Here is a 19893-nt window from a genome sequence, read left to right as displayed (position 1 = left end):
CTCGCAGGCGGCGTCGCGGTGATCCGCGTCGGCGGCGCGACCGAAGTCGAGGTGAAGGAGCGCAAGGATCGCGTTGATGACGCGATGCATGCGACCCGTGCGGCTGTCGAGGAAGGCATCGTCCCGGGCGGCGGCGTCGCGCTGCTGCGCGCTTCCGAGCAGCTCAAGGGCCTGCGCACCAAGAACGACGACCAGAAGACCGGCGTCGAGATCGTGCGCAAGGCGCTGTCGGCTCCGGCTCGCCAGATCGCGATCAACGCCGGTGAAGACGGCTCTGTCATCGTCGGCAAGATCCTGGAGAACAAGGCCTACAATTACGGCTTCGACTCCCAGACCGGCGACTATGCCGACCTCGTCAAGAAGGGCATCATCGACCCGACCAAGGTCGTCCGTACCGCGATCCAGAACGCTGCCTCGGTTGCCGCGCTCTTGATCACCACGGAAGCGATGGTTGCCGAGCTGCCGAAGAAGAACGCCGGCGGCCCCGCAATGCCTCCGGGCGGCGGCATGGGCGGCATGGACTTCTAAGGCGACGAAGTCGTCCCGGACGCGGTGCAGCGCAAAGCGGTGCACCGCAGAGCCGGGATCTCGCTCAGCGACTACGAAATGCAAAACCCCGGCAGCGATGCCGGGGTTTTTGTTTTGCCTCCACCGGCATCCGTCAGGACGCACGGGAGTGACGCGTCGGCCGATCCAGCTGCCTGAGCAGTTCGTCGGCATCGCGGATCTCGGCGAGATCCTGCCCGGCATCGAAACATGCGCGCACCGGCGCAAGCACCTCCGGCACCGCGTCCGCCCGGCCATTGCCGGCATACAGCCGCGCAATTCCAAGCGCGCTGCGCAGTTCGAAAGTCTTGGTCTGTTGCCTTCGCGCAATCTCGAGGGCGCGGTGGAAGGCAGCCTCGGCGCCGGAAATGTCGGGGGTGTTGCGACGCGACCGCAGCTCGCCCAATACACGGTACAGCTCGGCATCCAGCCAGTGCTGCCCGGACTGCTCCGTCGCGTCGATCAGCTCGTTGATGATGTCGAGCCCCGCCTCGACATGCCCTGCGTCCGCGTTCGCCACCGCGATATGCAGTCCCCAGAACGGATCACAGAGGTAGCAGTCGTTCTCGTGAAGCAATGTCCAGCCGCGCTGCATCTCCGCGAGACCTGCCGCCAGGTCGCCGGCACGCCACTTCGCCAGGCCATTGAGATAGGTGCCGGCGGCGACATACAGCGGCATCGTGTGATCCTGCGCCAGTCCGAGGGCAAGGATCGTCTCGGTCTGCCGCAACCGGCTGCCGCACAGCCCGTCGAAAACGGCCTTGTGAACCAGAGCATTGGCACGCGCGAGCGCGCGCTGTTCTCCGGAGACGCTCACCGCCGCGCCCGCGAGCTGCCGGGCTCGATCGATCTCGCCACGCGGCCAGAGCACGAGCGCCAGAAATCTCATGATGACGAACGGCAGATCGAGCGTCGACGCCTTGAACGTTGCCGGATCGGGCTCGGTCGCATAGGCAGCGAACGCCTTCTCGAGATGGATGCCCGCGCTCAGATAGTCGCCCGCAAACCAGCAGGTCACTCCGCTGGTCCAGCCCGCGACGATCGTCGCCACCGGCGATTCCGGATGCCGTTCCGCCGCGCCCATGATCGCCTCCGCCAACTCCCGCATCGGCGCGAGCTCACCGTGGGTCAAGCAGGCGTTGAAGAGGCCCGACTGGATCGGCGCCAGTTCGATTGGATCGTCAATGTCAGAGGCGAACCGCCGGGCTCGCGTCCAGGCGGCCACCGTCTCGGGGGCGCTGTGCCCAAGACTGCCCCGCAGCGCGCGGCCGTAGGCGATTTGCAGATGCAGCCGGCCGATCATCCGACCCCGCTCGTCGGGCAGTTCATCGGCGATGGCGACCGCCTTGCCGAGATGTGCGATCGCCTCGCAATAGGCCGAGCGCTTCAGCGCCTGCTGACCGGCTTTGCGCCACCACGCCAGCGCGGTCTGGCCGAGCCCCGCCTCGGTGAAATGATACGCAACGACTTCCGGCTCGATCTCGGCGATCTCGGCAAACTTGGCGCGCAGCACATCGCCGATCTGCTTGTGGAGCAATTGCCGGCGGCTCTTGAGCAAGCTCTCGTAAGCCGCTTCCTGGACCAATGCGTGCCTGAAACTGTAGCTTGCATCCGGCGGCGTGCCCCGACGCAACAGCAACTCCGCCTCCTCGAGCTGGGCGAGCGCCGCGGCAAGCGTCAGATCATCGCGACCGGCCACGCTGCGCAGCAGCGCGTATGAGAACTCACGGCCGATCGCTGCGCCGATCTGCGCCACCTCCTTGACCGGCGCCAGGCGGTCGAGCCGGGCCATCAACGAGTCCTGCAGCGTCGCCGGGATCGCCAGCGGCGGCAGCGGATTGTCGAGGCGGTAGCGTCCGGCATTCTCGACGAGCAGCCCCGACTCCATGACCATCTTGGTCAGTTCCTCGACGAACAACGGGACACCATCCGTCCGCTCGATGATCTGTGTCATCATCTCGCCGGGTAGCAACCGGCCGACAGTCACCTGCTCGATCAGGGCGCGCGTGTCCTGCCGGTCGAGCCGATCCAGCCGCAGCAGGCTGACATTGGCGAGTCCCGCCCACGGCGGTTCGAACTCGGGCCTGAACGTCATCAGCATAAGGATCGGCAGTCCCCTGATCCGGTCGACCGCGAGGTCGAGCAATTCGAGCGACGTGGCATCGGCCCAATGCATGTCTTCGCAGACGACAAGCACCGGCTGCCGCCGGGCAAGGCCCTCGAGCTGGTCGAGCAGCGCTGCGAATGTCTGCCGCCGCTGCTGCGCCGGGCTCAGGCCGAGCGGCGGATAGCGGTCACCGGTCGGGATCGACAGCAGCGCCGCGATCAGCGGTGTCACGCTGGGCACATGCTGCGTCCCGAGCGCCAGCATGGCCTCGAGCTTATCCAGCTTCTGCTCCGGCACATCTTCCAGGCGGATGCCGGCGGCACGCTCGAGCTGGGCGACGAAGGGATGCAGCGCGCTGTTGGTATGATAGGGCGAGCATTGATAGCGCACCCGGCAGTACGTCTCGGGCACGAGGCTGTCGGAGAGCATCGCCACGATGCGGGATTTGCCGATACCCGCTTCGCCCGATATCAGCACCGCCTGGCCCTGGCCCTGCCACGCCAGTTGCTGGCGCGACAATGCAAATTCGATCTCCGCCTTGCGGCCGACAAAGCCGATCGAGCGCGCGGTCCGCACGGCCTCGAAACGGCTTTCCGATGCCGGCTCGCCTTCGACAGCCCACACCGCGATCGGCTCGGAGATACCCTTGACCTCGCGGCGACCGAGGTTGCGAAGCGTGAACAGATTGCCGAGCAGCCGGCGTGTCGAGGAGGCCACGACGACCACGCCCGGCTCCGCCAGGCTTTGCAGCCGCGCGGCGATGTTCGGCGCATCGCCGACCAGCGCCTGCTCCTCCGATGCACCGCCGGAGACGAGGTCGCCGACCACGACGAGCCCGCTCGCAATCGCGATCCGCACCGCGACCCCCTCGTCCGCCCGGGTCTTGAGCTTGCCGATCGCGGCGATGACGTCGAGGCCGGCGCGCACCGCGCGCTCTGCATCGTCTTCATGTGCACATGGGTAGCCGAAATATGCGAGGATCCCGTCGCCGATAAATCTGGCAACGACGCCATCATATGTCGCGATTACCCGCGCACAGGCCGCGCGATAGGCGCGGATCACCTCCCACATGTCCTCGGGATCGAGACGCGCCGACAAGGCCGTCGAGCCGACCAGGTCGCAGAACATCACGGTGAGATGGCGTCGCTCGGCATCGTGCGATGGAACCGGCGCGGCGATCAGTTCGGCTTGATTCAAATCGGCGATGGCACGCAGAATCTTGCGGCGATGGCCGAGCAGGACCCCGAGCCTGTCGAAGTCTTCATCCGTCAATTCGGGAAGAACACCAACATCGATGCCGTTCTCGGCAAAACGCAGCGCGTATTGCCCAAGCCCCAGCTTGTCGAGCCATTCCGCAATCTGCTGCATTGGCTTCACCGACGGGTTGACGGCTGGCCGAATGGACCACGGCGAACAGACGTTATCGCAATCTGTCTGTGCTGGCACCTTCTGTTTTGCGGCAAGTCCGCGCAGAGCAGGATACGCGAATTGTGCCACGGCGGTGCCCCGTTACAGCCGTGTGCACGCGAACATTCGTACGCGTGCCGGCCGCCTCACTCCACCTTCGCCGCAACCGGTCCCTTGTCGGTCCAATCCGGCGGCACGCCGGCGCTGTCGCCGACCATGCCGACGAGGCCCGGCGCGCGCCCGAACGCTTCGCAGGCGGGATATTTCGGCGCGCCGCCGAGCAGGAAGCTGAGCCGCTGCATCGAGGGCATCGATGGCACGCCGCCGAACGGCGTCACGCCGGTGACCAGCATCTGGCTGAAATCGCCGCCGAACGATGCCGCAAGGCCGTACGCATCCCCCTCCTCCGACATCCGCCCGTTGTCGAAGGCATTGGCCGCGCGGCCCCAGACCATCGCGGCCTTTTGCTGTCCGGCCGGATCGCGCGCCTCCGCTTCAAGCGACAGGCTGCCGAGCCCCACCGGAATGCGCGGAACGGGCACCGGCACGCCGGGCAACAGAATCGTCTTCGCCACCGACACACCCTTGGAGACGCCGACTGCCGTCGGATCGGTCGGCACCGCATGCGTGATGACAGCATGAACGGTCAGATCGGCCGGCTCTGACGCAACCACGTAGAAGCGTTCGCTCAGGCCCGCACATAATGCGCGGTCAGCCGCGTTGGTCACGAGCCGGCGCTGTGCAGCCGTGAAGGGCGCGGGCGTTCGCTCCGAGAACACGGTGGGCACGATCCTGATCGTCTTCGCCGCCAGCACCTCGTCCTTGCTCACCCGCAGCTTCGAACGGGTCAACATTCCGTCCGATTGCTCCATATTGTCGTAGGAGCGGAGTGAACCGGCCTGATCCAGTGTCGCCGTCGCGCAGCCCGAGACCAAAAGGCCGAGCAGGTTCGCCGCCGCCCAGCCGCGGAAGAGTGCCCCCCGCTTGCTCACGAATCCATCTGCTGCCGGAATCGGCTTGATCCGGCCTACGCGCGAGCAGGTTGTCATTGGGGCCCCACCGACTTACACTTAGTGTAAATATTACACTTGGTGTAATTATCTTGTTGGGCGGTTTTATGGCTGCGACCGCCGGCTGCGACCGGAAGACGCATGTCCGACTTCGCCGCGCCGCGCGTTGACGCCGACGGCCGCGCGAACCATAGGCCACGAAGTGCTTTTGCCTTGATTGCCTGTTCATGAGAAAGCGGCCGATGCCCGAGACGCTGACGAAAACCCAGACGCCTGCAAAAACTGAAGGCCTGCGCGAGCGAAATCGTCGAGAGACGCTGCAACGCATCACCGATGTCGGCATGGAGCTGTTTCTGGCCAACGGCTTTGATGCGACGACGCTGGATGAGATCGCGGCGGCGGCCGGCATCTCGCGCAGGACCTTTTTCTACTATTTCAGGAGCAAGGACGACATCCTGCTCGCCCATATCGCCGGCTATGACGACGCGCTCAGGGCATCGATCCGCGACCACGCCGCCGCCGGTGCGCCGATCGACGTCGTCCGCGAGGCCCTGCTGGAAGTGTGCGCCCGCTTCCAGACGTCGCGAACGGTTGCAATTTCGCGCCTGATCCGCGAGAGCGACGTGCTGAGCTCCCGCAAGCACCGCAACGATCTGCATCGGGAGCAGGTCGTCTACGAGACGCTGTGCGAATTGTTGCCGGGCAAGGACCGCCGCGACCGCCTCCGTCTTGTCGCGATGGCCGCGAGCGGCGCACTGCGCATCGCGGTCGACGCCTGGCTCGAGCAAGGCGGCAAGCGCCAGCTCACCAAATACGTCCAGGACGCCTTCGCCAATCTGAAGGCCGCAATCTGAGCCCTCTCCCCGTCATTCCGGGGCGAGCGAAGCGCGAGCTCGGAATCCATCCAGCCGCAAGCTTTGCTGAGAAATGGATTCCGGGCTCGACGCTGCGCGCCGCCCTCAGGTGCGCAATTGCGCACCGGGGAATGACGGAGGATAGGTCCACCTTCACGTCTCCACATCATCCGCTGCGCGCGGCATCCTGGAAGCAGGCGCGCAGCCAGTCGATGGTGACGCGCGTCGCCGCATCGCGCTTGAGGTGGCTTTGCACCAGAAGCCAGACGTCGCGCCGCTTCGGCAGCAGCGTGGCGCGCAGAAGGCGATCGGTCATCAGGTCCACGCAACTATGTTCCGGCAACACGCCGACTGCCTGATGCGACTGGATCAGCTTGTGGATGATCCGAACATTGTCGGTGACGCAGCGCGCGCGAAGCCGCTTCGCGCGCAGGAACTGCATTTCCGGAATCCCTCCGAGTTCATCGGGATAGGCACACGTCACCGCCTCTCCCGCTGTCGTCGCGATCGGCTCGAAGAAATACAGCCTGACTTCGGCGAGCTTCGAGATCGCAAAGTCGCCCTTGTCGGGCTTGCGCAGGCGGATCGCCAGATCGGCCTCCCAGCGCGAGAACTTGACGTTGTCGCTCGACGTCAGGAATTGCAGCGTGAGGCCCGGATTGGCGCGCAGCAATGCACTGGTGCGCGGCGCCAGCACTTCCTCCGCGATCGCATTGGTGGAGGCGATGCGCAGCCGGCCGACCGGGCCGGGCAGGCTTTCGCCGACCCTGCCGATCTCCTCGGCATGCGCGGCCATCGCCTGGATGTGCGCGAGCACCACGTCGCACTGCCGGGTCGGCTTGCGGACGCCGTCGGCAGCCTCGAACAGCCGCAGGCCGAGCGCCCGCTCGATCCGCGCCAGCCTGCGGCCGACCGTGGTCTCGTCGATCCGCAGCCGCGCGCTGGCGCCGGCATAGGTGCCCTCGTCCCTGACGGCTGCGATGATCCGAAGGTCGTCCCAGTTCATGGCGTCAGGCTACATCGCATCTCCCCTGCCTGCAATAACGCAGCCGCCGGCTGCAATATCCCTGCATAACGGCAGGCCGGTCCGCGGCTATATTTTCGCAAGACGCATCCTCCGGAGTTCTCAGGACCATGACCGCAGCCAAAACCTTGATGCAGCTTGCCGGCATCGACCTCACCCCGCCCCGCCTCGGCGACAGCTGCCTGGTGCTGATCGATATCCAGAACGAATATCTCGCCGGTCCCCTGGCCCTGCCCGACGCCGGCCCCGCGATTGCACGCGCCACCGCATTGCTCGCCCGCGCGCGGGAAAGTGGCGCTGCGATCATCCACATCGCGCACAAGGGAGCGCCGGGAAGCCTGTTCGATCGCAGCGCGGAGCGTGGCGCGATCGTCGCGCCGCTGGCGCCGCGTCCGGGTGAGATCGTGATCGAGAAACAATTGCCGAACGCATTCGCCGGCACCGACCTCAACGCACAGCTTGCCGCGACCGGCCGCAAGGAGCTCGTGCTCGCCGGCTTCATGACCCATATGTGCGTCAGCTCGACCGCCCGCGCCGCGCTCGATCTCGGTTTCCGCACCACCATCGATGCCGACAGCTGCGCGACCCGCGACCTGCCCGACGGCGTCGGCGGCACGATTGCGGCACGGCTCATTCACGACGTCGCACTCGCCGAACTGTCCGACCGCTTCGCGATCATCGCCCGCGGCAACGCCCTCGCCTGAGACATCGCCATGCTCGAGCTCTATTTCTGGCCGATGGCCTGCTCGCTCGCCAGCCGGATCGCGCTGATGGAGGCCGGCATCGACGCGCGCTATCACATGGTTCATCTCTGGACCAAGAAGGTGCTCGAGGACGGCGGCGACTTCCGCGCCGTCGCGCCGAAGGGCGCAGTGCCGGTGCTGGTGCTCGAGAACGGCGAGCGGCTGACGGAGAGCGCGGCGGTGCTGCAATATATCGCGGACCTCAAGCCCGAACTCGGCCTCGCGCCGCCGCCCGGCCATCCGGACCGCTACCGCTTGCAGGAATGGCTAAGCTTCATCGGCACCGAGCTCCACAAGGGATTCCTGTTTCCGACCTTCTGGTACAAGGACGAAGCCGCCAAGGCCAGCGCCCGCGGGCGGATCGAGCAAAGCGTCGCGTTCGCCGCGGCGCACCTCACGAACCGCGAATTCCTCGTCGGCAACCGTTTCACCGTCGCCGACGGTTATCTGGCCTGGGCGCTGCTGCTGCTGCGCCACGCCGGCGTCGACCTCGCGCAACGGCCCGATCTCGGCAGCTACCTCGCGCGGATCCAGGCGCGGCCGCAGGTCAAGGCCGCGATCGGCATCGAGACGCAATTGTGGAAGACCGTGACGGCGTGATCGCAGCGGACATGAACCTCTAGACGCTCCGCTGGAGGGGGTAGAGGCGCTGCCGTGAGAACGCGAAGGCGGCAACGGCCGGCGATGCCGGCGTCTCTGTTTTGGGGCAAACCACCTGGGACCCTTCAACAGCACGCTCGTGGGGATGCTTTGCGCAACCTCACGCTGAAGCAGGTGTCTTCTGCTGCTCACGATATCCACATTATGCACAGCACCCCGTAAACATACGTTGGTGTGAGTTGACAATCTTAAAAAAATTCTTCGCGAGAGTCGCAAACCGAACCGACAGCCGCGCTTTCGTTCCGCACAGTAGCGTCGGGGCGCGATCGAAGCTGACCCAAAATCTGAACCGAACACGGAGCGTCAGCTCTCGTGACGCGAGCGAGCGTTGCGAGGAATGCTTTCGCTTGAGAAGGGGACTGCATCTTGAGTGAAGGTGAAATGAAAGTCACAGTGAACGGTACGAATGTCTTCGGAATGCCGTTGTTAGGCTTTCCGAGGATCGGCTTGTCCGGCGCGATCGGCGATCTTGCCGAGCAGGGCTTTTCCCACGCGCGGGCCGCCTCCGGACGGATGACCGAGGTCTTGGGCGAAACGTATTCGTGCAATGCGCGAGGCGCGGCCGGCTACGCGCTTAAGGTGATCGAAATCTCGCACGCCAATGCCGCCTCCGCGCTCGATTTCTTCGCCGATCTCCTCGGCAGTAAGTCAGCGGCCGATGTCGTGACCTTGTCCACTGAGCAGGTCCGCAAGGCCTTCGACATGGCATCGAACCAGAACAGGGAATTGTGGGCGCTTGGCCAGAAGCTTGCCACGGAAGCAAGTGAGCCGGTCAAGAAGCACTTCGCCAAGGTGCTCCACCAAGCCGGCTAAAAGAGCGGCACTCAATTTATGTCGAGGACTCAGGAGGGATCCGGCCGGTTGGAATAAGCCCAGCGACGAGCATGCAGCCCCCACTGCCCGATGCTCTGTCAAACGCCGCAGGTGCGCGATGCCCCCCAAGTACCCGCACCGACAAACGGGCGCAATCCAGCCGGCCGGTGCTTTTCTGCAAAGAGCAAGAAGCAATATCGAGGGAGGCTCACATGGGCATGCTCATGGTCAAATGTCCGCAAACCGGACACGCGATTTCCACCGGCATCCGGACTGATCGCGAGACCTTTAGACGCAGCGCGGTATTCTTCTCGCGCACCAATTGTCCATTCTGCCGCACTGATCACGCCTGGTTCGCGCGGGACGCCTGGGTCGATGAGCCGAGCATCCGCGTACGGCGCCGCGGCGCGGGCTCACCGGCCTGAACGACGACACAGACCATTGATGATCGCGGTGGAGGGACGCCATGGCGCGCATGCAGATCGCAACGGAAACATCCACCTGGCTGCTGCAGGCCAAGGACTTTCTCGACGAAGCACGCCGGCTGAAGCCGGGACCGGAGCGCAATGAATTGCGCCAGACGGCGAAGGTGCTGCGCGAGATTGCGAAGTTCGAGACGGCATCCGCCCCTGCACAGAAGCTTGATCGGCAGCGGAGAAGCTGATCGTGCCGCAACGCGCTTACAGCGCGTCGTCCGTTTCGATTTCGGAGATGCGCGGATTGTCGGTTAGAGCCGCCGCGCGAGATCGGGCCTTATTGTCCGAAAAGATCTCCTCGGCTTCGAGACGCATGACGCGATGGCATTCGCACGCCGCCGCGGAGAGCCGCGACCTGTCGATCTCGATCCGGCCTCGTTGATCGGACCTGATTGCGCCGCGCGTGCGCAGATTGCGCATCAAGAGCGTCACCGTCGTTCGTCGCACGCCGAGGATTTGTGACAGCGCCTGCTGAGTCAGCGGCAGGACGTCGCTATCGACGCGATCGCGGAGCTGGAGCAGCCAGCGCGCCATCCGGGCCTCGACCGGGTGCAGCGCATTGCAGGCGGAGCCGAGCTGGAACTGGATCAGCATCGACCTGATGTGCTTTTGCATCGCCTGCCGGATCGCAGCACTGCGTCCGAAAGCGGCATGAAAGCGCGGCGCGGAAATCCGCGAGGCGGTGCCCGCCGCACGAACGACTGCGGTAATACCCGACGGGGACGACCCGAGCACCGAAAGACTGCCCACCGCCCCTTCGCGCCCGACCACGCCGGTCGCAACCGTGTGCCCGTCTGCCATGTCGATCATCAGCGTGATCGCCCCGCTATGAGGGAAGAAGACGTAGTCGATCTCATCACCGGCTCGCGCCAGGACCGCATCCTGATCGAGCGCGACCGTCTCGAGCTCGGGACCCAGCAGATCCAGGTCCGCTGCCGGCAGTGTTGCGAGAAGGCGATTACCATTTCCGCCGGAAGCACTCACTGGTGGGGCCCCGCAGTGAAGCGACAAGCAACCAACTTACTCAGCCACGCTCTCAAGAATTAAACTCCAAACGCTTGACCGCAAGGCGGAATTTTCCGCAGACAGCACTCCGAGGAGTTAGATGCAAATGCGCCGCCGGACGCAACAGCAAAATGCGCACGATCGAACCGTAGAACTGCGGAACCCAATTTCCGGGCGCGGAAAATGCTACCTTCGATTCCGCGGCGTCAGGCAGCCAGCCAGCGAAATACGTGCAGGAGTCGGGATCTGAAGGCCGAGATCGAGCGTAGTCTGCCGCTTAGCGAACGGAGCTATTGAAACGCGACCTCGGCAAAGCTGCGCAGCTTGCGCGAATGCAGGCGCTCGGACTCCTGCTGCTTGAGCCGCTCCAGCGCCTTCAGCCCGATCTGAAGATGCTGGCCGACGCGCTGGCGATAGAACTCGCTCGCCATGCCCGCCAGCTTGATCTCGCCATGCAGCGGCTTGTCGGAGACGCACAGCAGCGTGCCGTAGGGCACACGGAAGCGGTAGCCATTGGCGGCGATCGCCGCCGATTCCATGTCGAGCGCGACGGCGCGCGATTGCGACATCCGCCGGATCACCTGCGGCCCGCTGATCTCCCAATTGCGATTGTCGACGCTGGCGACGGTGCCGGTGCGCATCAAGCGCTTGAGCTCGAAGCCGGTGAGCCCGGTCACTTCGCCGACCGCCTCCTCCAGCGCGACCTGCATCTCCGCAAGCGCGGGGATCGGCACCCAGAGCGGCAGCTCGTGATCGAGCACGTGATCCTCGCGGACATAGCCATGGGCCAGCACGTAATCGCCGAGCCGCTGCGTGTTGCGTAAGCCAGCGCAATGCCCGATCATCAGCCAGGCATGCGGCCGCAGCACCGCGACGTGATCGGTGATATTGCGCGCGTTCGATGGACCGATCCCGATATTGATCAGGGTGATGCCGCGATAGCCGGGCTCGACGAGATGAAACGCCGGCATCTGCGGAACACGCTCCGATGCGGTCCCGATGGTGCCACCGCCTGCCAGCGCGCTGCGCGTGATCACATTGCCGGGCGCGACGAACGCCTCGAGGCCCTCCTCACCCGCGGCGAGACGCTGCAGGCTCGATTGCACAAAGGCGTCGACATAGAACTGGTAGTTGGTGAAGATCACGAAATTCTGGAAGTGCTCGGGATCGGTGCCGGTGTAGTGATAGAGCCGGCGCAGCGAGTAATCGACGCGCGCGGCACGGAACAAGGCCAGCGGCTCGGGCGTCCCCGGCGTCAGCTCGAACGTCCCGTTCGCGATCGCATCATCCATCGCCGCAAGATCCGGCGTATCGAACACGTCGCGCAGCGACCTTGTGAAGGCCGAACTGTCGGCGATGGTCAGCGCCGCCTCGATATTGATGTCGCGCCGGTAGGCGAAATGGATCGGAATCGGCTCGTTCGACTCGCCGATCTCGACCGCCACGCCATGGTTCTTGATCAGGAGCCCGATCTGCTCGGTGAGGTAGGTCCGGAAAATGTCCGGCCGGGTGATGCTGGTCTCGTGAACGCCGGGCCCGGCGACAAAACCGTAGGCGAGACGGGAATCGAGCCGGGCATGCGATGAGGTCGTGATGCGGACGAACGGGTAATGCGCCCGCACCCGCGTCGTGAACGGCACCCCGTTGACATAGGCCTCGAAGCGACTGCGCAGGAATCCGGTGTTGCGCTCGTAGATATCCTCGAGACGGGCAACCGCCGCGCTAGCCTCGACGAACGCTTCGGTCGTGATCGGCTGGGGAGTTTCGATGGGGGGCGTCGGAGACATGTTCGCTTTGCACCAGATCCGTTGCCGAGTTGGGACTCGCCCTGGATCAGTGCAGTATAGCGACAATGGCCTCCAGTTCCAGATCGACGCCGGACCGCCCTATTCCGGCTCGCGCGGCGGCAACGCGCAGATCTCGGACCGGGTCAGGAACCGGCGCTCGCGCCCATTGTCGAGCGAGAACATGCCGCCGCGGCCGGGAACGACGTCGATGATCAGATCGGTGTGCTTCCAGACGTCGTATTGCGAGCCGCTGATGTAGAACGGCGCCCCGCCGATCTCGCCGAGCTTGACGTCATAATCGCCGATCAGGAAGTCACCTTGCGGAAAGCACATCGGCGACGAACCGTCACAGCAGCCGCCGGACTGGTGAAACAGCACCGGCCCATGGTCGGCGACGATCTCGGCAATCAGCTCCAGCGCAGCCGGCGTCGCGGTCACCTTGTCAGCCATCTCGGCCTCCGTGATGGAGGCTCCGGCGGGACACCCGCCGAAGCCTGTCGTCTTCGTGCCCTGAACGCGGGGACAGCCGGGACGTCAGAAGAAGCCGAGCTTCTTCGGGCTGTAGCTCACCAGCATGTTCTTGGTCTGCTGGTAATGGTCGAGCATCATCTTGTGGTTCTCGCGGCCGACACCGGACTGCTTGTAACCGCCGAACGCCGCATGCGCGGGATAGGCGTGGTAGCAGTTGGTCCACACCCGACCGGCCTGGATGGCCCGGCCGAACCGGTAGCAGCGATTGACGTCGCGGCTCCAGATGCCGGCACCGAGACCGTAGAGCGTGTCGTTGGCGATCGAGAGCGCGTCCTCGTCGTTCTTGAAGGTGGTCACGGACACCACAGGCCCGAAGATCTCCTCCTGGAAGATGCGCATCTTGTTGTGGCCCTTGAACACGGTCGGCTTGACATAGTAGCCGCCCGACAGCCCGCCGCCGAGATTGTTGCGCTCGCCGCCGGTCAACACCTCGGCGCCTTCCTTCTTGCCGATGTCGATGTAGGAGAGGATCTTCTCGAGCTGCTCGGAGGACGCCTGCGCGCCGATCATGGTGGTCGGATCGAGCGGGCTACCTTGCGTGATCGCCTCGACGCGCTTCAGCGCGCGCTCCATGAAGCGGTCATAGATCGATTCCTGGATCAGCGCGCGGCTCGGACAGGTGCAGACCTCGCCCTGGTTGAGCGCGAACATCACGAAGCCTTCGACGGCCTTGTCGAAGAAATCGTCGTCTTCCGCGCAGACGTCCTTGAAGAAGATGTTCGGCGACTTGCCGCCGAGTTCGAGCGTCACCGGGATCAGGTTCTGCGAGGCATATTGCATGATCAGCCGGCCCGTCGTGGTCTCGCCGGTGAAGGCGATCTTGGCGATCCGGTTCGACGAGGCCAGCGGTTTTCCTGCTTCGAGACCGAAACCGTTGACGACGTTCAGCACACCCTTCGGCAGCAGGTCGCCGATCAGCTCGAGCAACACCAGGATCGAGGCCGGCGTCTGCTCGGCCGGCTTGAGGACGACGCAGTTACCGGCGGCGAGCGCCGGTGCAAGCTTCCAGACCGCCATCAGGATCGGGAAATTCCAGGGAATGATCTGGCCGACCACGCCAAGCGGCTCGTGGAAGTGATAGGCGATCGTGTCGTGGTCGATCTCCGAGATCGAGCCTTCCTGTCCGCGGATCGCGCTGGCGAAGTAACGAAAGTGATCGATCGCGAGCGGCATGTCGGCGGCCATCGTCTCGCGGATCGGCTTGCCGTTGTCCCAGGTCTCGGCGGTGGCGAGCTTTTCGAGATTGGCCTCCATCCGGTCGGCGATCCTGTTGAGGATCAGCGAGCGCTCGGCGACGCTGGTCTTGCCCCAGGCGTCCTTGGCCGCATGCGCGGCATCGAGCGCCGCCTCGATATCCGACGCGTCGGAGCGCGGGATCTCGCAGACCGGAAGGCCGGTCACCGGCGAGATGTTCTCAAAATACTTTCCGGAGCGAGGCTCGCGCCATTCGCCGCCGATGAAATTGCCGTAGCGCTTGGCGAACGGCGCCTTGAGCACGGACTGCATGTCAACCTTGTTCATGTGTTCCTCCGTTGGCACGCCGATGCACACGGCGTTGGCCGGAACGCTCGGTCAAATCAGGCGGACAGAACAGGGGCCCGCCCCAAGGGCCGCAGGGGAACTGTCGCAAATCTGAGACAGAGTGCGCCGCAAATTGGCACAGGCGCGCCAGCGCTCAGGGCGCCGGCCTTGAGCTTGCGGAAATGCCCTAGAGCACGATGAGATTAGGTTGAGCTGGAACGGCGTCGAAAGTTCACCTCTCGCTTGGGAGAGGTCGATTTGCGCAGCAAATCGGGTGAGGGGTTACGGTCTATCGAGAGAGCAAGAGCCCTCACCCGGATTGCACCGGACGATGCTTCGCATCGCCGAGAGCAATCCGACCTCTCCCCTACGGGGAGAGGTGAACCGAGACCGCGCCAAGCCGATTCAACTAAACTCATCGCGCCTCTAGCGGTGCAGGCCGAGCTGCTTGAGCTTGCGGTGCAATGTGGCGCGGGACATGTCAAGATCCTTGGCGGCCTTCGACACGTTGCCGCCGGCGCGCGCCAGCGCGCGCTGCAACGCTGCACGTTCCGCGGCAGCAAGACCGCCATCGTCGCGGGTCTCGCCGATCAGATCGGCCGCCGGCAATGGCCGCGCCAGCGACGCCGCGTTGAGGCCGAGCGCGCGGCGCGCAGCGCGCGTCGCACCGATCACGAGATCGTCGCGATCGACCGCCAGCAGCGAATTGACGGCGCGCTCGCTGCGCGGCGTCAGCAGAATTCGCGCATCGGGAAACGCCCGGCGGAAATTCTCGGCTTCGATCGCGCGCGCGGCGTCCGTCACCGTGGTCGCAATCAGGCGAGAAAATCCATCGGTCAGGTCTGCCCGGCAGGAGGAGACATCGAGCGCGGCGGCAAGCTCGCCATGCTCATCGAAGATCGGCGCAGTGGTGCAGAACAGGGCCGAATTGCGGGTGAAGAAGTGCTGCTCGCGGTCGATCGACAGCGGGCGCTTCTCGACGATGCAGGTGCCGATGCCGTTGGTCCCCTCGTACTTCTCGCTCCAGACCGCGCCGGTCCAGAGCCCCCAGGCGTCGAACGTCGTATCATCGGCGCCTGCGCCGCGCCGATCGACGACGACGCCATCGCGGTCCGCGAGCAGCACCGAACAGCCGACCCCGCCCACGGCAAGAAACAGCCGGTCGAGCGTGCTCTGGGCGACTTTCAGGAATTCACCGAGGCGCTGCTGTGCAGCGGCGATTTCAGCCTGGCCGAGACGATGGGACGGCAGGCGGCTCGCCGGATCGAGCGCATGCAGATGGCCGGACCGACGCCACGACGCCGACAGGTCGGATGGCGCCCCGCCTCCGGCCAGCACGTCGAGAACCTTGTCCGTGTGCACGACGCCTGGCGAGCGGCTCATGCTTCCCTCCCCTGCTCCCCGGGTTCTCTGCCCCTCGGGAGCGCGGCGCTGCCAGCCCTGGCACCCTTGTATTTTGCAGGATATAGCGCCCCCAACGGCCTTTCAAGGGATGGCCATTGCGACGTTCGGACAGGTACGGGGGCTGGTCGCGTAGCTCACGCCGTGGGGGCGGCGCCCCCAGGAGGACGGCGCTTACTGAATCCTCGCGAGCACTGCGAGGCGGCGGATGCCCTTGTTACGATAGGCATCGAGGAACGCGTAATAGTCCTTGAACGAGACGCAACCGTTGGAGTCGCCGTTCGGGCCGAGCATGAAGGTGTGCGCGAGCAGGCCGTCGCGGTTGAAGATCTTGCCCTCGCCGCCGATCGGATTGAGCCGCAGCGCCGGCACGCCGTGGAACAGTGCCTCGCGCGGCTTGAGTTCGTAGATGTGCGGCGGCGTCACGCCGACCATCTTCATGTGCGAAGACCTCGGATCGTCGAGCCGGGAGCCGAGGCCGGAATGCGCCTCGAGCCGCGTGCCGTCCGGCAGGTACACGGTCTTGGCCGAGATGTCGTAGACCGCGGTCTGGCGGTCATAGGGCGGCGAGCCGCCGAGCATCGGGTTCTGGTCCAGCGTCGAGGGGATGCTGCCGGTGACATTGGCATCGGCGGAAGCGAAGGAGAGCAGCCCGCCGCTCGACTCGCGCTTGCCCCACAGCTTCTCGACCATGGTCTGCCGCTCGCTCGATGCGATCGACAGCACCGCGGCCTTGGCGCGCGCGGCCATGTCACGGACACCACTGGATTTGGTCGCCTGCTTGGCCTCGGGCGCCTTCTCGGCCGCTTTGGGCTCAACCGTCGCGGAGGGATCGTTGAGCGCCACCTTCAGATTGGCGGCGGCTTGCTTCTTGGCGGTCTCGACCGACTTCGGCGCCGGCAACGGCTTCGATGTCTCGGCGAGCTCTGCCGTCGCCACCGCCCTCGCCGCTACGGCGACCTTGGGTTCAGCGGCCTGCTTGATCGGGTCGATCTGCGGTGCGGCGTCGGCCACGACGCTGGACGCGATGCCCTCGGGCGAGGCGGCCGCAAACCGATCGTTAAACATAAGTGACGGTGCCGAGGCTTCCGACTTCGCGACCTCGGTCTTGGCGGGCGCCGCCGGCGCGGGCGTCAGGGACGCGAACACCTCGTTGAACGCGGGTGCGGGTCGCGCGGCAACGGCGACCGGACGCTTCACCGCCGGCGCTTCAAACGACGCATTGCCTACCGACGGATAGACGCTCGCGGCAAAAATGTTGGCATAGACGGTCCAGGCGCAGCCAAGCACCAGCCCCGCCACCGCGGCGCTGCCGAGGAAATGCTGTGGGAGGATTTTTCGGGAGGTTTTCTTGCGGCTTGGCGCCCCAAGAACATACGCACTCGCACTCGTACCCATACGCCCGGCGCTCAAAACAGGTCCACCTTTGTCCCTCACTCGACGCATCGTCGAACGATGTTCGGCTCAACGTCGCGCGGGGGCACAGACGGCCATTAAGGCGACTTTTAGTTAAATGCGACTTAACCGGATGCGATCCCCTGCAACGCGGGAAGTGCCTGTGGCGTAGGGCTTTTTTAAGATCGCATTGGACCGCGAAAGCGGCTTTTTTGTCCCATGATGAGACATTCCGGCACGCGGCTCCGCCGCCGCATGCCGAGATAAATCCTAGGGAGAATTTCCTTGCCGATGGCCCCGTAATCGCGCGGGGATCGAGCAAAATCCATCTCTCAATAGCTGAGCTTCGGATACCAGTCCGCGCCGCGCCCCTCGGGCGTGGTGTCGAGCAGGGTCCAGAGCGGATCCATGTCCGGCGCACCGCGCGGGTCCTGGCCGGGGTCGACCGTGCCGGCTCCCATTTCGCCTGCCCAGAAATGCCGGATCACGCCGCTCTGGCGCGTGAAGACATTGTAGCCGGGCACGTCGCTGTCATCCTTGCTGACATAGTCGCGCGTGTAATCGCCCGACGCATCCGAATAGACCCTGTGACGCGTCCAGCCTCGCGCCTTCTTCGCCTCGACCAGCCGCGCGATCGGCGAGCGCGCCACGAACACGAACGACACGCGCTGCTCGATATCGGGCAGCTTCTCCTCCCATGTGCCCATGAATGATGTGCACATCGGACACGGCTTCTCGCGCTGCGGACCGAACATGTAGCTGTGGATGATGAGCGTCTGCTTGTTGCCGAAGAGATCGGCGAGCGAGGCCGCGCCGGACTCGCCCGTGAACTCATAGGCCCTTGTCACCTCGCCGCCCGGCGGCAAGGCGCGGCGCAACTCGGCGACGCGCGCGATGTGCCGGCGCAGCTCGATCTCCTCGACGAGCAGCGCCTGGCGCGCCCGGCGATACTCGGCGCTCTCATTGGGAAAGCGCCTAGCATTGCTGCTGGCGAGTTCGGCGGCCGGCTTGAGGATGGGACTGGTCATGGTTGGAACCTCGCGGGGTTGACGGGCTCCCTGGAAGACGAGCCGGAACCGGACGATCCGACATGCGCCAGTGATGGTTTTACTGCAGTTCCGGCGGCGGTGAACGATCAAAGACGTCGCCCTTTGCGCCATCAAGCAGATCGAGCGCGTAGGTCTCGATCACCAGCGGCCCGCGCATGCGTTTGGCCTCGGCCACCGTTTCGACATGGGCGAAATTGTCGCGCATCGAGGCCGGCATCGCCTGCTCGACCTCATGCACGTACAGCAGCTTGCCGGCCAGCTGCGCCGGGCTCGGCTCGGGCATGTTGACCCAGCGAATGCGCTGGCCCTGCTGGGCGACGCAGGTGCCCTTGGGGAGGTAGAAGGCCAGCCAGCCGGTGGTGCCGTAGTCCGGCGACAGCACGCAGCTCGCGCCGGACCGCGCGCGCACCGCCTCGATCTCGCTGGCGAGCTCCTGCCAGCCGACACCGACGCTGCGCACGGTGGCGTCGCGGCGGTAACCCGAGAGGATGCCAGTGTTGGCCTGCACGATCAGCAGCGCGAACAGCACGACGCCTGTGGGCGCGGCCCAGCGGCGGCAGAAATCGATCGTGCGCTGCTCGCGCGGCGCCCACTGCACCTGGATCGCCGCGACCGCGGCCGCCACCGCAAAAGCCGGATAGACCGGCGCGAACCAGTTGGCCTCGACCCGCGCATGCAGCGCGTGCCAGGTGAAGTAGACCACGATGGTCCAGAACATCGTGTTGACCAGCACGCGTGCGGGCATCGCGCCGGCGCGGCGCCGGTAGAGCGCGTAGAGGCCCATCACACCGAGGATGAAGACCAATGGCGTCGCGAACGCAAACTGCGTCGGGATCAGCTCGGCGATGTAGTTCGGCCGAAAGTCTTCGATCCGGGCGCGGCCCATCTGCTTGATGAACGACACCCAGTGGTGATCGGCATTCCAGAGGATGACCGGCGCGAACAGGCCGGCTGCAACCAGACCGCCGAGATAGAGCCATGGCGAGAGATACCAGCGCCGCAGCTTCGGCACGACAGCAAGCCAGATCAGGATCGCGGGTCCGAAGAACAGCGCCGTGTATTTCGACAGCAACGCCAGGCCGGCGCTGACGCCGACCGCAAGCCACCAGGCGCCGCGGCCGCTCTCCAGCACCTTTGCCAGCGAATACAGCAGGAAGCTCGCGGCAACCAGCAGCGGCGCATCCGGCGTCACGATCAGCGTGCCGACGGCGGCCATCAGCGTGACATTGAGCAGGATCGTTGCGCTCGCGGCGATACGCTGGCCACCGAACAGGATCTCGGCGGCCCGGTAGATCGCCCAGCTCATCGGCAGCGCGAGCAGGATCGACGCCAGCCGCACGCCGAACGGCGTGTCACCCGCGATCATGGTGCCGAGCCGGATCACGACCGCCACCATCGGCGGATGGTCGTAGTAGCCGCCGGCGAGCGCCTTCGACCACATCCAGTAATAGGCTTCGTCGAAGGTCAGCGGCGTCCATGCGGCGGCGGCCAGCCGCAACACGACCAGCGCGCACACCGCAAGAGCGGTGTTCCGGGCCAGCCGCGCCTCGTTCGCGTTCATGCC

The 19893-nt window shown here is 65.3% G+C and carries 18 protein-coding genes; 7 read left to right on the top strand and 11 right to left on the bottom strand.

The window, feature by feature from the left end:
* A partial coding sequence (locus tag Q0030_RS29160) for a TCP-1/cpn60 chaperonin family protein (protein WP_298375013.1) occupies positions 1-528 on the top strand: 528 nt, incomplete at its 5' end.
* Between the two features lie 133 nt (positions 529-661).
* On the opposite strand, the gene Q0030_RS29155 is transcribed toward Q0030_RS29160, so the two are convergent.
* Together Q0030_RS29155 and Q0030_RS29150 are read right to left on the bottom strand one after the other, a co-directional pair.
* Complete coding sequence (locus Q0030_RS29155) at positions 662-4021, bottom strand: adenylate/guanylate cyclase domain-containing protein (protein ID WP_298375010.1); 3360 nt, start codon at positions 4019-4021, stop codon at positions 662-664.
* 185 nt (positions 4022-4206) lie between these two features.
* Positions 4207-5052: a DUF3313 domain-containing protein gene (locus Q0030_RS29150; protein ID WP_298375008.1), complete on the bottom strand. Its 846-nt coding sequence runs from the start codon at positions 5050-5052 to the stop codon at positions 4207-4209.
* Between the two features lie 260 nt (positions 5053-5312).
* Between Q0030_RS29150 and Q0030_RS29145 the strand changes: the two genes are divergently transcribed.
* Positions 5313-5924 carry a TetR family transcriptional regulator gene (locus tag Q0030_RS29145; RefSeq protein ID WP_298375005.1) on the top strand — a complete coding sequence of 204 codons (612 nt, stop codon included), beginning with the start codon at positions 5313-5315 and terminating at the stop codon, positions 5922-5924.
* 166 nt (positions 5925-6090) lie between these two features.
* Here the strand turns inward: Q0030_RS29145 and Q0030_RS29140 are convergent, their stop codons facing one another.
* Entirely contained in the window at positions 6091-6930 is an 840-nt protein-coding gene (locus Q0030_RS29140; RefSeq protein WP_298375003.1) for a LysR family transcriptional regulator, read from the bottom strand.
* A gap of 128 nt (positions 6931-7058) precedes the next feature.
* Here Q0030_RS29140 and Q0030_RS29135 point away from each other — a divergent pair, with 128 nt between their 5' ends.
* The 5 genes from Q0030_RS29135 to Q0030_RS29115 all read left to right on the top strand — a co-directional run bounded on the left by Q0030_RS29135 (position 7059) and on the right by Q0030_RS29115 (position 9828).
* Positions 7059-7652 carry a cysteine hydrolase family protein gene (locus Q0030_RS29135; RefSeq protein WP_298375000.1) on the top strand — a complete coding sequence of 198 codons (594 nt, stop codon included), beginning with the start codon at positions 7059-7061 and terminating at the stop codon, positions 7650-7652.
* Positions 7653-7661: 9 nt separating this feature from the next.
* Positions 7662-8291 carry a glutathione binding-like protein gene (locus Q0030_RS29130; RefSeq protein WP_298374998.1) on the top strand — a complete coding sequence of 210 codons (630 nt, stop codon included), beginning with the start codon at positions 7662-7664 and terminating at the stop codon, positions 8289-8291.
* A 426-nt stretch (positions 8292-8717) separates the two neighbouring features.
* Positions 8718-9164, top strand: a complete 447-nt coding sequence (locus Q0030_RS29125) for a phasin family protein (RefSeq protein WP_298374996.1) — start codon at positions 8718-8720, stop codon at positions 9162-9164.
* Between the two features lie 212 nt (positions 9165-9376).
* Positions 9377-9589, top strand: coding sequence for a hypothetical protein (locus Q0030_RS29120; protein WP_298374994.1), 213 nt, complete (start codon positions 9377-9379; stop codon positions 9587-9589).
* Positions 9590-9630: 41 nt separating this feature from the next.
* Entirely contained in the window at positions 9631-9828 is a 198-nt protein-coding gene (locus Q0030_RS29115; RefSeq protein WP_298374992.1) for a hypothetical protein, read from the top strand.
* A 16-nt stretch (positions 9829-9844) separates the two neighbouring features.
* Here Q0030_RS29115 and Q0030_RS29110 read toward each other — a convergent pair whose 3' ends face one another.
* The 8 genes from Q0030_RS29110 to Q0030_RS29075 all read right to left on the bottom strand — a co-directional run bounded on the left by Q0030_RS29110 (position 9845) and on the right by Q0030_RS29075 (position 19890).
* Positions 9845-10624, bottom strand: coding sequence for a Crp/Fnr family transcriptional regulator (locus Q0030_RS29110; RefSeq protein ID WP_298374991.1), 780 nt, complete (start codon positions 10622-10624; stop codon positions 9845-9847).
* Between the two features lie 311 nt (positions 10625-10935).
* On the bottom strand, positions 10936-12432 hold the full coding sequence (locus Q0030_RS29105; RefSeq protein WP_298374990.1) for an AMP nucleosidase: 1497 nt from the start codon (positions 12430-12432) through the stop codon (positions 10936-10938).
* Between the two features lie 99 nt (positions 12433-12531).
* Positions 12532-12882, bottom strand: coding sequence for a DUF779 domain-containing protein (locus Q0030_RS29100; protein WP_298374989.1), 351 nt, complete (start codon positions 12880-12882; stop codon positions 12532-12534).
* An 84-nt stretch (positions 12883-12966) separates the two neighbouring features.
* A complete protein-coding gene (gene adh / locus Q0030_RS29095) occupies positions 12967-14484 on the bottom strand; it encodes an aldehyde dehydrogenase (protein ID WP_298374987.1) in 1518 nt (505 codons plus the stop codon).
* 426 nt (positions 14485-14910) lie between these two features.
* Positions 14911-15867: a GAF domain-containing protein gene (locus tag Q0030_RS29090; protein ID WP_298374985.1), complete on the bottom strand. Its 957-nt coding sequence runs from the start codon at positions 15865-15867 to the stop codon at positions 14911-14913.
* A gap of 192 nt (positions 15868-16059) precedes the next feature.
* Positions 16060-17187 (bottom strand): tlde1 domain-containing protein, encoded by a 1128-nt coding sequence (locus Q0030_RS29085; RefSeq protein WP_298374983.1) that lies wholly within the window; start codon positions 17185-17187, stop codon positions 16060-16062.
* A gap of 425 nt (positions 17188-17612) precedes the next feature.
* Complete coding sequence (locus Q0030_RS29080; RefSeq protein WP_298374981.1) at positions 17613-18308, bottom strand: DUF899 family protein; 696 nt, start codon at positions 18306-18308, stop codon at positions 17613-17615.
* A gap of 79 nt (positions 18309-18387) precedes the next feature.
* Positions 18388-19890 carry a glycosyltransferase family 39 protein gene (locus Q0030_RS29075; RefSeq protein ID WP_298374978.1) on the bottom strand — a complete coding sequence of 501 codons (1503 nt, stop codon included), beginning with the start codon at positions 19888-19890 and terminating at the stop codon, positions 18388-18390.
* Between the last annotated feature and the right edge of the window lie 3 nt (positions 19891-19893).

Origin of the sequence: uncultured Bradyrhizobium sp. (assembly GCF_947648125.1) — a bacterium.
Classification (GTDB): Bacteria; Pseudomonadota; Alphaproteobacteria; order Rhizobiales; family Xanthobacteraceae; genus Bradyrhizobium.
Note: the sequence above shows the minus strand (reverse complement) of the source record. Positions and strands in the feature narration are given on the sequence as shown.